Source organism: Nocardia sp. CDC160 (assembly GCF_035818795.1).
Classification (GTDB): Bacteria; Actinomycetota; Actinomycetes; order Mycobacteriales; family Mycobacteriaceae; genus Nocardia.
In genome coordinates, this window is the sequence record NZ_JAYKYT010000005.1 from 678,587 (window position 1) to 692,648 (window position 14,062).

Genomic DNA, 14,062 nt, shown 5'->3' on the forward strand with positions numbered 1-14,062 from the left:
CACATCACTCGCCGGAAATCCGGTCGATGGGCCGCTACCGCGCCGCGCGCAGCGGATGCCGCGCGTCGAAAATGGAGATCGGCGGGCCGTCACCCGCCGGATGAACCTCGAGCTTACCGGTCTCGTCGATCAGGATGCGCCGCCCCGGATAGGTACGCGCCGCGATCTCCGCGTCCCGCTCGTCGAAGGCGTCGCAGCCGGTGAAAACGAGTACGCCGTAATGCAATTCGGTCGCGTACACGCTCGCGGGCCAGCGATGCAGCCAGACGTCCAGATCGAAGAGAGCTTCAGGTTTGGGCAGGTCGGTGCCAACCGTCATGCGGGCATGGTAGTCCCGCGAACCGGCGTTTCACAGCGGCTCGCGGAGTATAGGGGCTGAGGGTTTACGCGGTCTTCGCGCCGCCGACCAGCAGGGCGACGATGGCCTGCACGAAGGCCTCGATGCGCTCGCGCGGGTAGGTGTCCGGCTCGCTGACCGCCAGGCGGCCCAGCATCTCGGCAATGGTCAGCAGCGAGTTGGTGAGCAGGCCGGAATCCATTCCCTCCCACCGGGGATCGGCGATGAGACCCATGCGCACCAGCGCCTCGGCCTGGTCGAAGATGCCCGCGCGGGAGCTGCGAATGGCCTCGCGGTATTCGTCGGGCGCATTGCCGGGGCCCGCGAGCAGCAGCCGCCAGCGGGTCGGATTGCTCAGTGCCACATCCACGAACGCCTCGACCGTGGCGGAGGCGGCGACCACCGGATCAGCGCCGAGCAGATCGGTGGGCAGGGTGTCGGCGACCTGCTCCAGGGCGCGTTCCCGCTCGCGTTCGAGTAGTGCGGCGACCAGCTCGGCGCGGGTCTTGAAGACCGTGTACAGCACCGGTTTGCCGACACCGGCCTCGGCGGCCACGGCCTCCATGCTCAGCTCGTGAAGTTCGGACTTCTCCAGGACCGCGAACGCGGCATCGAGCAGCTGCGCTCTGCGCTCCTCGGGCGGCAGGCGGGGCGCGTAGCGCCGACGCGGCCGGTCTGCCTTCGCACGTTCGCTCACTGTCGCTCCGCCGTCACCAGGTCATTCTGCCATAAAGCTACGCACCCGTTGTATTCACCGCGCGCAATTGCTACGGTGGCGTTGTATTGCTTGGGATCGAGCCTGCTGAGGAGCCCCCGTGACCTTCGATCCGACCACCCTGCGCCGTGTCGACTACGGCTTCTTCGGCCCGGATTCACCGAGCTGGAAGGTCTGGACCTCGCCGACCGCGGTGATCGGCTTCCAGCGCGCGGTCACCCTCGAGTTCTTCGACCCGTTCCTGACCGCGTCGGTCGCCGACACCGGCAAGATCTACGCCGACCCGCGCGGCCGCCTGGACGCCACCTTCGCCTACTTCCTGATCGTGGCGATCGGCGACTCCCGCACCGCCATCCAGGCCTCCGAGCATCTGATGGACGTGCACGCCAAGAGCAGCGGCATCGAGCCCATCACCGGTCGGCGCTACAGCCCCAACTCCCCCGAGACCCAGCTGTGGATCCACATCACCGGATGGCAGTCGGTTCTGAAGGCCTACGAGATGTTCGGCCCCGGCCTGACTCCCGAGGAGGAGGCCCGCTACTGGCAGGAGTGTCGGATCGCCGCCGAACTGCAGACCTGCAAGCCCGAGGACGTGCCGGTGACCCGCGAGGGCATCCGCGAGTACTACGCGAATGTCCGTGCGCGCCTGTGCACGTCGGAGCGCGCGCAGGAGGGCATGCACCAGATGCTGTTCACCTCACCGAAGAACGGCGCGGGGTGGACCTACGCCCTCGGGGCGCGGCTGCTGTCCTTCGCCTCCATCGCGACGCTGCCCAAGTGGATGCGCAAGCTCGGGCAGTTCGACCGGCCCGGCATCGTCGATCTGATGGTCCGTCCGGTGGCGCGAATCCTGGTGTGGCTGTTCACTCTTTTCAACAAGGCGGGCTTGATCATGGCCGCCCCGCTCATCGCGCCGATGGCCGGGCAGATCCTGGAACAGCACCTGAAGGCCGAGGTACCGACGCTGCCCGAGACGGTGACCCCGGCCAAGGCCCGCGAGCTGTACGGCAGTCGAGGTCATCGAAGCGTTTCCGCCGCAAGCTGATCCGGCGGGCCTCACCGGCAGGTGAGATCCGACTCGGGGCGCGTGCCGTCGCGCAGGAACCGTTCGACGGCCTCGTTCGCGCAGGCGACCGGCGAGGGGTACGCGCCGTGCCCACCGGCGTCCACCGCGACCATGCGGGCGCGATCGCCGAAGGCCCGGCGTAGGTTCAGCGCGCCGCTGTACGGCGTGGCCGGGTCCCGGAGATTCTGCACCAGTAGCACATTCGAGGGGCCGGTCGCGTCCACGACGGTGCGCGGCTGGGCCGGATACGGCCAGGTCGCGCACGGTGGGTAGCCGCTGGGCAGGCCCGCGGTCAGTGGGTAGCGGGCCCGGTTCTCGGTGACGGCGGCCGCGTAGTCCTCGACCGCGGTCGGCCAGGCCACGTCATTGCACATGGTGGCGACCAGGACCGCGGCCGTGCGTTGCGCCTGGGACTCGGGCGGTGCGGGCCGGGCCGCGGGCAATGTCTCCGATCTCGCGGCGGCGTTCATCACCTGCGCCAGGAAGGGAAAGCGCTTGCCGTCGTACATTGCGTCGAGCAGGATCTGCCGCAATCCATTGCCGCTCAGGATCGACAGTTCCGCACCGGGCCACGGCAGCGGGTCGCGATCCAAACGCGCCGCGAGCGTGAGGAATTCATCGCGCACCGCCTCCGGCGTCGCCGCGACCCGATCCGGATTGCCGTCCGCCGTGGCCCAGCGAGCGAAATCCGGGAACCGGTCCTCCACGCCGACGGCGTAGTTCGCCAGCCAGCCGCGCTCGACCCGGTCGGGGTCCGGATCGTCATTGCTGTCGAGCAGCACGCGGTCGGTCCGCTCACCGAACAGCGTGGCGTACACCGACAGCACGTATGTCCCGTAGGACCTGCCCCACGCGGATATCGTGCTCTCCCCCAGTGCTTCTCGAATCCGGTCGATATCCCGCGCCTCGGTTCGGGTCCCGATGGACCGCACCAGCGCGCCGCCCTCGCGCACGCAGGCCGCAGCGACTCGCCGCTGTACCTCGACCGCCTGCGTGATCCCCCCGTCGGCATCCGGCCACGGCCGCAATCGCTCCAGCGCCAAATCCGCCTGCGCCAGATGACAATTCGCCTCCGCACTGGCGCCGATGCCGCGCGGATCGAAGCCGATCAGGTCGTACTCGTCGCGCACCGCCTCCGGCAGTGCCGCGCCCTCGGTGGAGGGCAGGTTCAGCCCGCTGCCGCCCGGCCCGCCCGGCACCAGGACCAGGACACCGCGGCGATGATCCGGATGCGCGCTGCGTATCCGGGAGATGGCCAGCGAAACCTGCTCTCCCCCAGGGTTCTCGTAGTCCAACGGTACCGAGATGGTCGCGCACTCCTGCCGGGCATCCAGCCCGCTGCCCTGGCAGGCCGTCCACGATGGCGTCGCGCCGGACGCTCCCTGACACGCCGCCACCGTGGACATCACCAGCCCGGCGAGCCCCAGCACCACTCCGAGACGAACTGTTCGCTTCACGCCTGAGACGTTAGGAACCGGGACCGCTCGCAGACCTCACCCCACGGTCCCGATCTCGACTACCCCTGTGGGACTAGACGCTCACGCCAGCGGCGTGAAGTCCCGGCTGGCGAGGTACTCCGGACGCGGATGCGGGGCCGCGTACGGCTCCAGCAGGGTGTTCTCCACGCTGTTGAACACCAGGAAGAGGTTCGAGCGCGGGAACGGGGTGATGTTTCCGGCCGAACCGTGCATCAGATTGGAGTCGAACAGCAGTGCCGAGCCCGCCCGGCCGGTGAACTGGGCGATGCCGTGCTTCTCGGCCAGATCGGTAATGGCGGCCTGGGACGGGATGCCAATTTCCTGACCGCGCAGGGAGACCCGGTGGTGGTCGGCGGGCGTCTCGCCCTGACAGGGGACGAAGGTGCGGTGGGAGCCGGGCATCACCATCAGGCTGCCGTTGAACGGGTAGTTGTCGGTCAGGGCGATGGACAGGCTCACCGCGCGGGGGGTGGGCATGCCGTCCTCCGCGTGCCAGGTCTCGAAATCGGAGTGCCAGTAGAAACCGGTGCCGGTGAATCCCGGCATGTAGTTGACCCGGGTCTGATGCAGATAGACCTCGGAGCCGAGCACCTGTCGGGCCAGTCCGGCGATTCGGCTCTCCCGCACCAGATCCGCGATGGGCTGGCTGAGCTTGTGGACATCGAAAATGGAGCGCACGCGGTGCGAATCGCGTTCGATGATCACGCGATCGTCGAGCACGAGATCGGGATCGCTTGTCATACGCTGGATTTCGCCCGCCACATCGGCGACCTCGTATGGGTCGAGCAGACCCTCGAGGATGGCGTAACCGTTCTCGTCGAAATCGGCGAGGGCGGGGGTGCCGATCTCGCCCCAGACGGTCGGGTCGTCGCGCACGATCGGCGGCGTGCCCGCCACGGTGCGGGTGCGGTAGCGATCGATACGTTCGGTGCTGGACACCGTCATTCGTTACCTCCTGTGTTATTCACCGACGGCGACAAGCGGATACACGCCGTTCTCGTCGTGCACCTCGCGCCCGGTCACCGGCGGATTGAACACGCACAGCATGCGCATCCGGGTGCGGGCGAACAGGCGGTGCCGTTCGTGGCCATTGAGCAGGTACATCGAGCCGGGGCCCAGTTCGTAGGTGGTGCCGTGGTCGAGATCGACCAGGGTGCCGTCGCCCTCGACCAGCCAGACGGCCTCGATGTGGTTCTGGTAGTGGAATTCGTGGACGGTCTCGGCGTCGATGGTGGTCTCGTGGAAGGAGAACCCGACGCCGTCGCCGCCGAGCACAATGCGCTTGCTGCGCCAGCCCGGGCCCGCGACATCGCGGTCGGTGCCGGTGATTTCGGCCGTGGTGCGCACGATCATGTCAGCGGCCTCCGCACACGACGTCGATCGAGGCTGCCAACAGCTCCAAGCCGTGGTCCAGTTCGCTGTCCGTAATAGTCAGCGGCGGAAGCAGTTTCACCACCTCGTCCTCGGGGCCGGAGGTCTCCACCAGCAGTCCGCGCTGGAATGCCGAGGCGCACACCTTCTCCGCCTGCGAGGCGTCGTCGAAGACAATGCCGTGCACGAGGCCGCGACCGCGCGAGCTGACGCCGTCGAAGGCCGAGACCATGCCGGTCAGGGCGCGCTCGATGCGGGCCGACTTGGCGAAGGTGGCGGTCTCCAGGGCATCGTCGGCCCAGTAGTTCTCCAGTGCCGCATGGGCGGTCACGAAGGCGGGGTTGTTGCCGCGGAAGGTGCCGTTGTGCTCACCCGGCTTCCACAGGTCCAGCTCCGGCTTGAACAGCACCAGCGCCATGGGCAGGCCGTAACCGCCGATGGACTTGGACAGGGTCACGATATCCGGTGTGATACCGGCCAATTCGAAGGAGAAGAACGGGCCGGTGCGACCGCAACCCATCTGCACATCGTCGACAATGAGCAGAATCTCACGGGCAGAGCACAATCCGGCCAACTTGCGCAGCCAGTTCACGCTGGCGATGTTCACACCGCCCTCGCCCTGCACGGTTTCCACGATCACGGCGGCGGGCTGGTCCAGGCCGGAGGAGGCGTCGTCGAGGACGCGCTCCATCCATTCGAACGAATCATCGTCCGGGCCGGAGAGATAGCCGTCGTAGGGCATCGAGGTTGCGTGCTGCAACGGCACACCCGCGCCCGCCCGCTTGGCGGCATTGCCGGTGACCGAGAGCGCGCCCAGGGTCATGCCGTGGAAAGCGTTGGTGAAGTTGAGGATTTCGGTGCGGCCGGTGGCTTTGCGGGCCAGCTTGAGCGCGGCCTCCACGGCATTCGCGCCGGTGGGTCCGGGGAACTGGACCTTGTAGTCGAGGCCGCGCGGGCGGAAGATGCGCTCGCGCAAGGACTCCAGCAGTTCGCGCTTGGCGACGGTGGACATGTCCAGGCCGTGGGTGAGGCCGTCACCGGCGATGTAGTCCAGCAGGGCCTGCTTCAGCACAGGATTGTTGTGGCCGTAGTTGAGCGCGCCCGCGCCCGCGAAGAAGTCCAGGTACTCGCGGCCGGTCTCGTCGCGCAGCCACGCGCCGGATGCGGTGTCGAAGACCGTCGGCCAAGAGCGGCAGTAGCCACGCACGTTCGATTCCAGTTCCGCGAAAACCGTCATGTCGGGGGTAGTCATCGCCAGTCCTCCTGAAGGGTGTTCGGTGCGATGCGCTGAGTAGCAATCGGTGCGATGCGGTAGAGGTCTTCGGGCTGATGTCCGCCCGGGAATTGGTCTGCCGTGAACAGCGGGGTGCGGGTCATGGCCGCACCGCGACGGCGCGCGAGCGAGGCGAACATGGCGACCGAGGCCGGATTGTCGGGGGAAATCGTGGTCTCGAGTTGCGTGACGCCCTGGGACGCACAGCTTTCCAGCAGCGCGTCGAGCATGTCCACGCCCAGGCCGTGCCCGCGATGGGGATGGTCGACCGCGACCTGCCAGACGAACAGCGTGTTCGGCCAGGCGGGTCGGGTGTAGCCGATGACGAAACCGGCTACCTCGCCGTCGATTTCGGCGACCATCGAGGTGTTCGGGAAGTCCCGACACCACAGGAGATAGGCGTAGCTGGAGTTGGTGTCGAGCACCCGGGAGTCCTCGGCAATGCGCCACATGTGCGCACCGTCGGAGAGCAGGGGCTCCCTGATCTCGATGGTTTGCTGGGATATCGCGTCAAATTTGCTGATTGGGATCTGCATGACGATCTCAGCCTGACGATCAATCTTTGAGGTCTTCCATGCGAACTCATTGCGATCTCATGACGATCCTATGACCGCCGTCATCAAGACGGGCCTATCGCGGCATGTCGAGGCGATATCCCAGTCCTCGGACCGTCACCACGATGCGGGGGTCCGAGGGATCGGCTTCGATCTTGGTGCGCAGGCGGCGGACGTGGACGTCGACCAGACGCTCGTCGCCGAAGAAGCCTTCGTCCCAAGCCCGTTCGAGCAGCAGGGTGCGGCTCAGGACGCGGCCGGGGTTGGCGGCCAGCTCGCAGAGCAGGCGAAACTCGGTGATGGTCAAGGGAATCTGTTCATCGCCACGACGGACGACGCCGCCGTCGGGCGAAAGCACCAGGGGCGCATCGTCATCGGGCTCCAGCACGATTTCCGCGGGCGGTTCGGCGATCGGCTCGTCCGGGAGCACGCCCAGGCGCGGACGGCGACGCAGCGCCCGCATGCGCGCGCTGATCTCCTTGATCTCGAACGGCTTGGTCACGAAATCGTCGGCACCGGCCTCCAGGGCGGCGACCACATCGTGGGTGTCCGCGCTGTCGCTGACCACCATGATCGGCACCTCATGGGCGCGTCGCACCTCGCGAATACAGGTGAAGGCGTCCATCTCGCCGACCAGGAGATCCACGATCATGACGTCGGGGGCTCCGTGGTTACGCAGCCGCTCCAACGCCGTCTCGGCGGCACCTGCCTCGGCGACCTCGTACCCTTCCTGCTCCATCGCCATCCGCAAGGTGTCGCGGACCCTGTCGTCGTCCCCCACGATCATCAGGCTCGCGCCCATTCATCCATATCCTTTCGCCCGGAGGACACCCCGACGCGTCCAGCGGACAATCACCGGACTACTACCGGCGATCGTGTATCGACAAAGTCGAATACCCGAACCTTAGTTCAGCGAAACATTGGCTACCCGCTTACCTTGGGCGCAAGTGCGACATTGTGAGAACGGGCACAAAAGGTTTCGACGTGGATTCAGCTGGTCGCGGACGTATTTCGCGCTGAGATATCGATAACCGGGCCGCGGGAGGGATCGAGCCAACGCATTACCGCGTCCAGATCCGAACTCGGGAGTGCCACACAGCCCGCGGTGGGATGGCCGTCGCCGACATGCAGGAAATACGCCGAACCCGCGCCGGGGACGACCGGGGAGCGGTTGTAATCGATGACGACGGCGTGAGCGTAGGCCGGACCCGCCAAACCCAGGTCCTCACCGGCGGATTCGTCGAACAGGCAAGTGCCGGGGGCGCAGGTGTGAAAAGTGTTGTAGTACTGCGACTTCGCGTCCGATACCCACCAATCCGACTCCGTCACTCGGCGATACGGGAGGCGGGTGCCATTGTTGGGCGCGATGCCGAAGGCCTCGGTGAGCGGCCAGATACCGGCTGGGGAACGGGTCGCCGACTCGCTGGCTTGGCCGACGCCTTCCGCGCCGATATCGGCTTGCAGTGGGCCGATTGCGCGGGACCAGTGGGTGCCGGTGCGATTCCAGGCGGTCAGTGTGGCGGTTGTGGCTGTGGGGGAAGCGGCGGTCACCGTGATCAGCTGTTCGGCCGGGCCGGAATAGCTCGGCTGCTCCTCCGGCTCGCTGTGCTGGCGCGCGCACCCGGCCGCGGCGAGGACCAGCGCGACCGTCAGCGCGACTACCAGGCGTCGGCGGGTGATGGGCATGGTGCTGCCAGTCTGCCGCACGGCGATAAGCTCCCTCTCTTATGGCCCTGAACTCGACCGTCTATACCTTCACCGTCCACCTGGCGGACGTGGACCGCGGCGTCTACGAGGAGCTCGAGCTCCGGGTCGCACGCCACCCCTCCGAAACCGCCGAATACATGATGACCCGCCTCCTCGCCTACTGCCTCGAATACCAAGAAGGCATCACCTTCAGCGACGGCGGCGTCTCCTCCACCGACGAGCCCCCGGTCCTCATCCGCGACCTCACCGGCCGCCTCACCCACTGGATCGACATAGGCGCCCCCGACGCCGACCGAATCCACCGAGCCAGCAAACTAGCCGACCACGTAGCCATCTACACCCACCGAGACCCCACAAAAGTCCTCGCCGCCCTCCCCGCCAAACGAATCCACCAATCCGACCAGATCCCGCTCCACTCCTTCCCCCGCACTTTCATCGACTCCGCCGCCGAAGCCCTCGACCGCCGAAACGTTCTCACCGTATCGGTCACCGACCGCCACCTCTTCCTCGAACTCAACGGCCAATCCTTCTCCACACCAATCGAAGAGCATCAACTCGCCAACTGAAAAACCAAGAGCCAAAAGAACAAAAGACAAAGAAAGAAAAGACAAAAGACGCCAGGAGGAGGGAGAGAGGCGGGTCGAGCTTGCGAGGCCCCCTCACCTACCAGCCCCCTCCCGCAAAAACCGCACCTACCAGCCGCCTCGCCTATAGCACCTCACTCACGTCCCAGCCCACTCACCGCTCGGCCGTTCATCGTCCCTGTGGAATTGTCAAAGAACTGACCAGCTGTGCTCGGGCTCGGGAAGCTTTGAGCCTTGGGATTTTTGGGCTTGGAGCCTTTCGGCAGGGTCTCGGTCGGCGGGGCTGTCGGTCGGCCAGGGTATCGGTCGGTTGGGCCTTAGTGGCTGGGGCGCTTGGTGGGTGGGGCAATCGGTGGGCGGGGCGATCGGTGGGCGGAGCAGTCGGCGGGCGGAACGGTCGGCAGGCGGAGCAGTCGGCAGGCGGAGGGATTCTTGAGTCTTTTGGTTTTTGGGTTTTGTCTTTAAAGGTGATGCGTGCAGTCCGTGGGCTGGGAGGTGAGGTGGCGGCTCCCAACCTGGCGTCAGCCCAAGTGCGGTAGGGCAGGCGAGGTGACCACACTTCCCCGTCCCTGCGTACGCCAGCCGTACACGAGCAGCTCGGGTGTCACGCTGCCCGTGAACCCCACCTCCGGCAACTCGAATCCACGAGACCGGCGACCCGCTTGCCGACGTGATGTGTGTCGTTGACTTGCGGGGTGTGGGAGGGGTCCAACGCCGCCGGGGCAATCCATCCGACCCGGCCCGGGTGGGCGGAGTCCTTGCCCAACATCACCGTCTGCCAACCGTTGTCGCTGTCGTTGACCATGGCGTGGTGGTGATCGCACACCAACGCCAGATTGGTCAGGTCGGTGGGTCCGCCCTTGGCCCAATCGATCACGTGGTGGGCGGCGCACATGCTGGCGGGTACATCGCAGCCGGGGTGGGTGCAGCCACGATCGCGGGCGATCAACGCCAACCGCTGACCCGAGGTGGCCAGGCGCTCCCCGTGAGCCAGGTAGAGCGGGATCTCGTCCTTGTCGAGCACGGCCAGCACGGGGCGAGAGTTCTTGGCCAGCTTCAGGGCTTCGCTGATGCTCAGGTGCCCACCCGAGGCGGTGGTCGCCATGCCCGCGCCGCGTTCGAGGTCGGCCAGGCTCATCGTGACCACGACCTCGACGGGCAGGCCACGGTGCTTGCCCAACTTCACCGGCTTACCCACCTTCGCCGCAGCGATACCCGTAGCGGTGGTGGCAGCAGCATCGGCAGCGGTGTCGGTGACCGGCTGCAACGCGGTGACGAGCGCGAACAACGCGTCATGGGTGCGCTGGGCGGCATCGCGACGATCGCGACGCGCGGCCGCCTCCAACACCTTCGACTCGACCCGCGCGGTGGCGGTGAGGATCTCGGTGTCGGCGTCGTCGAGGTTGCACATGCCCGGCCGCGCCAGCTTGGCGAAGATCGCATCCAGCAGTGCCCGCAGCTCGGGGGTGAGCCAGCCTTCGATCTTCGACATTCCGTCCACCCCCGGGCGGCTGATGGTGATGCCGCGACGGCGACGACGGTCGGCATCGGAGATCACCGTGCCGTCGGGATCCAAACGCGCCAGGATCTCACGCCCGATCTTCGGCAGGTCATCGGGCATGCCGGTCACGCAGTGCTCGACCAGCAACGCCTCGGTCTCGACCCGCGCCGGAGTAGGAACGTCGGCGGGCAGATGCGTCATGATGTCCACAATGCCGCGCACGTGATCGCGGGAAATCACGCCCGTCTCGAAGGCGTTGGCGGTCGCCGCCAAAGCAACCGGGCGCGGCTTGCCGTCGGCTCCGAGGAACTCCCCACACGCCCCGGCGATCTTCACCCGCGTCGCCGCGTCATGGCGCGACAAACCCAGGGTTTGGCGCAGGAACGGGACCGCGTCCTTGACTCCGGCCTTGCGCGGAAGGTCTCGCTCCGACGCCTCGATCACCAGAGCCGAATCCAGCGCGGCCAGTTGACGCTTGCAGATTTCCAGGCGGCGCATGAATTCCACGGCATCACCATCGGTGAGGCGGTTGAGCCCGCCATTGAGGACGGTGTCGGCGACGTTGGTGACCTCGGTCATCAGCGCGCCGATGCCGGTGCTGTCGAGTGTTTCCCCCTTCGAATTCATGCTCTAATTCTATCGCGAATTCGATCATAATAGAAGACGGATTACGTTGTGATGTAATGGTTTTCAGAATTCAGTTATCGAAACGACCGGTCGCAATTGCGGATTCGCGGAGTCGGGGTGGGAATCCTGGTCCGAGGCGGGCTGAAATATCCTCGTGGCGAAGGGGTTCCCGACAATGGGCGCATACGACTTCTGCGTGGGTGTCGTGGTCGCAGGTGGTGTGGTGGAGAATTACTGGTTCGCCGGATTCGGGGGCTAGGTAGCGGTCGCCCCACGCCATCATGGCCGCGATTACGGGGAAGAAATCGCGGCCTTGGGCGGTGAGTAGGTATTCGTGGCGGACTGGGCGGTCCTGGTAGGGGGATTTGGTCAGGAGGCCGGTTTCTACCAGGCGGTTCAGGCGCTGGGAGAGGATGTTGCGGCTGAGGCCCAGGGTGGATTCGAAATCGTCGAAACGCTTTGCGCCGTAGAAAGCTTCGCGCAGGATCAAGGGGGTCCACCAGTCACCCAGCAGGTCTACGGTGCGGGCGACGGTGCACGGCCAGTTCGCGAAACTCGTTCGTTTCATGCGGTCACGGTATCCAGGCGGGCGGGGACGTACTTGTGCCAGGGGGTGCCGACCCATTCGTCCCGGGAGTCGAAGGAGGTCAGCTCGTTCGGGGCGGCACCGGTGGTGACCTCGGTACCGTCCGTGCCCACCACCGACAGGCCGAAGCCATTGGGCAGGGACAGGTGGCCCGGGCGCATGCGGTCGGTGGGTTCCACCGGCACCCGGGCACTGCCGCGGCGAGTAGTGATCTGGACCAGGTCCCCCGCCGCGAGGCCGAGTCGGTCGGCGTCGGAAATGCTTATGCGCAGGGTGCCCGCCGCATCGCGCTTGCGCCAGGCGGGATCTCGGAAAATCGTATTGGCGGTGAAGGCGCGACGCTCACCGGCCGAGAGGATGAACGGCCAGTCGTCGGCGTCCTCGGGAGCGTCGGGCAGGGTGGCGATCACGTCGAGGAGTTCCGGAATCTCCAGGCGGATCGTCTTGTCGCGCACTCGATTCCACGTCTCGGCGTAGTCATCCTCCGAGATCACCACGCCGTGCTTGCCATGCAGAATGGCCTCGAACAGCCGCTCCCCGGCCTCCAAACCCGTTCCGTACCCGGCACGTTCGACACTCGCGGGAAACTTGCGCACCATGTTGTAGGCCGCCGCCCACAGCAGCGCGGCCGCGGCGGCACCGTCGGGGAGCGTCTCCCCCAGCGTGCGATACAGCAGCACGGGAGCGAGTTTCGAGCGGGCCGGGTCGCCGAGAATGCCCAGGAACGCCATGGCGAAGGCTTCCCGGCCCTGCGCGAGTGCTGCCCGTAGCGGCGCGTAGTCGGCTTCGCCCACCACACCGGCGGCCTCGGCCAATCGGGCGTGGATCTCGGGCTCGGGCAGCACGCCCTCCGGCGCGGGCAGTACCGGATGCCGCAGGTGGAAGATATTGCGGGGGAAGTCGAAATTGAAGAAGGTGGCTTCGTACTTCTCGAACTGGGTGGGCGCGGGCAGGACGTAGTCGGCCAGGCGGGCGGTCTCGGTCATGGCCACGTCGATGACGACCACCAGTTCGAGGGCCTGCAGCGCCTCACGCATACGCTCCGAATCCGCCAGGGAGTGAGCGGGATTCGCGCTCTCGATGAGCATGGCCCGGTATCGCGCGGGGTGGTCGGCGAGGATCTCCTCGCTGATCACATTGCACGGCACCAATCCGCTCACGATCTGCGCGCCGACCACCGGGCTCTTCGGCCCCTCCCCCGCCGGATGACCACGGTCGTGGCCGAGATTGCTCAAACCGGTGAAAGCGTATTGCGTGCCCGGCTTTCCGACATTGCCGGTGAGAAGCCAGACCAGCTTCTCGACGTAGCTGACCACGGTCGAGTACCGGTTCATCTGGACGCCGAGGTCCTCGAGGGCGGCCACCGAGCTGGCCCGTGCCAGACGATGGGTCGCGGCGGTGACCAGGTCGAGGTCGACATCGGCTATGGCGCAGTATTTTTCGATCGGTACGGCACGCAGGACCGGCAGCACCGCGTCGAGTCCCGTGGTGTGCTCGGCCAGCCACTCCTCATCGATGAGGTTGTCGCGCACCAGGATCGCGGCCATGGCCGACAGGAGGTAGACGTCGGTGCCTGGGCGGAGTTGGAGATGGAAATCGGCCAGTTCGGCGGTCTCGGTGCGGACCGGGTCGAGCACGATCATCGAGCGGCCCGGGTCCTTGGCGATCTCCTTCAGCACCGTGCGCGCCCGCGGAAAGCCATGCGACTGATACGGATTCTTGCCGATGAAGAACGCCACCTCGGCGTGCTCGACATCCGCGCGCATCGGGTATCCGGCCATGCGCGCACCCACCCAGAAGTCGCCGGTCTTCTCCTGCGCCAGCGCGCTCGACCGATACTTGATGCCGTAGGCGGCCATGGTGGCGGGGGCGTACGCGCCGCCCAGGTGGTTGCCCTGCCCGCCACCGCCGTAGTAGAAGATCGATTCACCGCCGAAGTGGTGCTTGACCTCCAACAGCCGCGCCGAGACCTCGGAAATCGCGGTGTCCCAATCGATTTCCTCGAAACTGCCGTCCGCGCGCCGCCGCAGGGGCGCGGTCAGCCGACCGGTGTGGCCGTTCTGGTACCGATCCAGCTGCAGCGCCTTGTTGCAGGTGTAGCCCTCCGACGCCGGATGCAGCTTGTCGCCGCGGATCTTCTCGAAGGACCGGCCGTCCGGCCCGAGCAGCACCTGGATGCCGCAATTGCACTCACACAGGATGCACGCCGTGGGCTGCCACTCCGTCATGTGAGGAGCGTAACCCTGTTAGTTCACTAGCGCTA

The 14,062-nt window shown here is 66.5% G+C and carries 14 protein-coding genes; 2 read left to right on the top strand and 12 right to left on the bottom strand.

Annotated elements, in window-relative coordinates; translation table 11 throughout:
• Nucleotides 1–34 precede the first annotated feature (34 nt).
• Nucleotides 35–319, bottom strand: coding sequence for a hypothetical protein (locus VMT40_RS30955; RefSeq protein ID WP_326362655.1), 285 nt, complete (start codon nt 317–319; stop codon nt 35–37).
• Nucleotides 320–383: 64 nt separating this feature from the next.
• Nucleotides 384–1,034: a TetR/AcrR family transcriptional regulator gene (locus VMT40_RS30960; RefSeq protein WP_326362657.1), complete on the bottom strand. Its 651-nt coding sequence runs from the start codon at nt 1,032–1,034 to the stop codon at nt 384–386.
• Nucleotides 1,035–1,152: 118 nt separating this feature from the next.
• On the opposite strand from VMT40_RS30960, the gene VMT40_RS30965 reads away from it, so the two are divergent.
• Complete coding sequence (locus VMT40_RS30965; protein WP_326362659.1) at nt 1,153–2,097, top strand: oxygenase MpaB family protein; 945 nt, start codon at nt 1,153–1,155, stop codon at nt 2,095–2,097.
• An 11-nt stretch (nt 2,098–2,108) separates the two neighbouring features.
• Here VMT40_RS30965 and VMT40_RS30970 read toward each other — a convergent pair whose 3' ends face one another.
• The 7 genes from VMT40_RS30970 to VMT40_RS31000 all read right to left on the bottom strand — a co-directional run bounded on the left by VMT40_RS30970 (nt 2,109) and on the right by VMT40_RS31000 (nt 8,501).
• Nucleotides 2,109–3,575, bottom strand: coding sequence for an alpha/beta hydrolase (locus VMT40_RS30970; protein WP_326362660.1), 1,467 nt, complete (start codon nt 3,573–3,575; stop codon nt 2,109–2,111).
• 81 nt (nt 3,576–3,656) lie between these two features.
• Nucleotides 3,657–4,541, bottom strand: a complete 885-nt coding sequence (gene thpD, locus VMT40_RS30975; RefSeq protein WP_326362661.1) for an ectoine hydroxylase — start codon at nt 4,539–4,541, stop codon at nt 3,657–3,659.
• 15 nt (nt 4,542–4,556) lie between these two features.
• A complete protein-coding gene (locus VMT40_RS30980) occupies nt 4,557–4,949 on the bottom strand; it encodes an ectoine synthase (RefSeq protein ID WP_326362663.1) in 393 nt (130 codons plus the stop codon).
• Nucleotide 4,950: 1 nt separating this feature from the next.
• Nucleotides 4,951–6,219 (bottom strand): diaminobutyrate--2-oxoglutarate transaminase, encoded by a 1,269-nt coding sequence (ectB, locus tag VMT40_RS30985; RefSeq protein WP_326362664.1) that lies wholly within the window; start codon nt 6,217–6,219, stop codon nt 4,951–4,953.
• A complete protein-coding gene (gene ectA, locus VMT40_RS30990; RefSeq protein WP_326362665.1) occupies nt 6,216–6,776 on the bottom strand; it encodes a diaminobutyrate acetyltransferase in 561 nt (186 codons plus the stop codon). Before ectA ends, ectB begins: the two co-directional genes overlap by 4 nt.
• Nucleotides 6,777–6,870: 94 nt before the next feature.
• Entirely contained in the window at nt 6,871–7,596 is a 726-nt protein-coding gene (locus tag VMT40_RS30995) for a response regulator transcription factor (protein WP_326362667.1), read from the bottom strand.
• Between the two features lie 188 nt (nt 7,597–7,784).
• Nucleotides 7,785–8,501: a L,D-transpeptidase family protein gene (locus tag VMT40_RS31000; RefSeq protein WP_326362668.1), complete on the bottom strand. Its 717-nt coding sequence runs from the start codon at nt 8,499–8,501 to the stop codon at nt 7,785–7,787.
• Nucleotides 8,502–8,521: 20 nt separating this feature from the next.
• On the opposite strand from VMT40_RS31000, the gene VMT40_RS31005 reads away from it, so the two are divergent.
• Nucleotides 8,522–9,067, top strand: a complete 546-nt coding sequence (locus VMT40_RS31005) for a YaeQ family protein (protein WP_326362669.1) — start codon at nt 8,522–8,524, stop codon at nt 9,065–9,067.
• Between the two features lie 622 nt (nt 9,068–9,689).
• Here VMT40_RS31005 and VMT40_RS31010 read toward each other — a convergent pair.
• The 3 genes from VMT40_RS31010 to VMT40_RS31020 all read right to left on the bottom strand — a co-directional run bounded on the left by VMT40_RS31010 (nt 9,690) and on the right by VMT40_RS31020 (nt 14,027).
• On the bottom strand, nt 9,690–11,213 hold the full coding sequence (locus VMT40_RS31010) for an HNH endonuclease signature motif containing protein (protein WP_326362671.1): 1,524 nt from the start codon (nt 11,211–11,213) through the stop codon (nt 9,690–9,692).
• Between the two features lie 70 nt (nt 11,214–11,283).
• Nucleotides 11,284–11,781, bottom strand: coding sequence for a winged helix-turn-helix transcriptional regulator (locus tag VMT40_RS31015; RefSeq protein ID WP_326362673.1), 498 nt, complete (start codon nt 11,779–11,781; stop codon nt 11,284–11,286).
• A complete protein-coding gene (locus tag VMT40_RS31020; RefSeq protein WP_326362675.1) occupies nt 11,778–14,027 on the bottom strand; it encodes a molybdopterin-dependent oxidoreductase in 2,250 nt (749 codons plus the stop codon). The genes VMT40_RS31015 and VMT40_RS31020 overlap by 4 nt, the downstream gene beginning before the upstream one ends.
• Nucleotides 14,028–14,062 lie beyond the last annotated feature (35 nt).

Bases quoted from the DNA above. Each gene is read 5' to 3' on its own strand.
- VMT40_RS30955 (WP_326362655.1), bottom strand. From the start codon at position 319: ATGACGGTTGGCACCGACCTGCCCAAACCTGAAGCTCTCTTCGATCTG.
- thpD (WP_326362661.1), bottom strand. From the start codon at position 4,541: ATGACGGTGTCCAGCACCGAACGTATCGATCGCTACCGCACCCGCACC.
- VMT40_RS30980 (WP_326362663.1), bottom strand. From the start codon at position 4,949: ATGATCGTGCGCACCACGGCCGAAATCACCGGCACCGACCGCGATGTC.
- ectB (WP_326362664.1), bottom strand. From the start codon at position 6,219: ATGACTACCCCCGACATGACGGTTTTCGCGGAACTGGAATCGAACGTG.
- ectA (WP_326362665.1), bottom strand. From the start codon at position 6,776: ATGCAGATCCCAATCAGCAAATTTGACGCGATATCCCAGCAAACCATC.
- VMT40_RS30995 (WP_326362667.1), bottom strand. From the start codon at position 7,596: ATGGGCGCGAGCCTGATGATCGTGGGGGACGACGACAGGGTCCGCGAC.
- VMT40_RS31005 (WP_326362669.1), top strand. From the start codon at position 8,522: ATGGCCCTGAACTCGACCGTCTATACCTTCACCGTCCACCTGGCGGAC.
- VMT40_RS31010 (WP_326362671.1), bottom strand. From the start codon at position 11,213: ATGAATTCGAAGGGGGAAACACTCGACAGCACCGGCATCGGCGCGCTG.
- VMT40_RS31015 (WP_326362673.1), bottom strand. From the start codon at position 11,781: ATGAAACGAACGAGTTTCGCGAACTGGCCGTGCACCGTCGCCCGCACC.
- VMT40_RS31020 (WP_326362675.1), bottom strand. From the start codon at position 14,027: ATGACGGAGTGGCAGCCCACGGCGTGCATCCTGTGTGAGTGCAATTGC.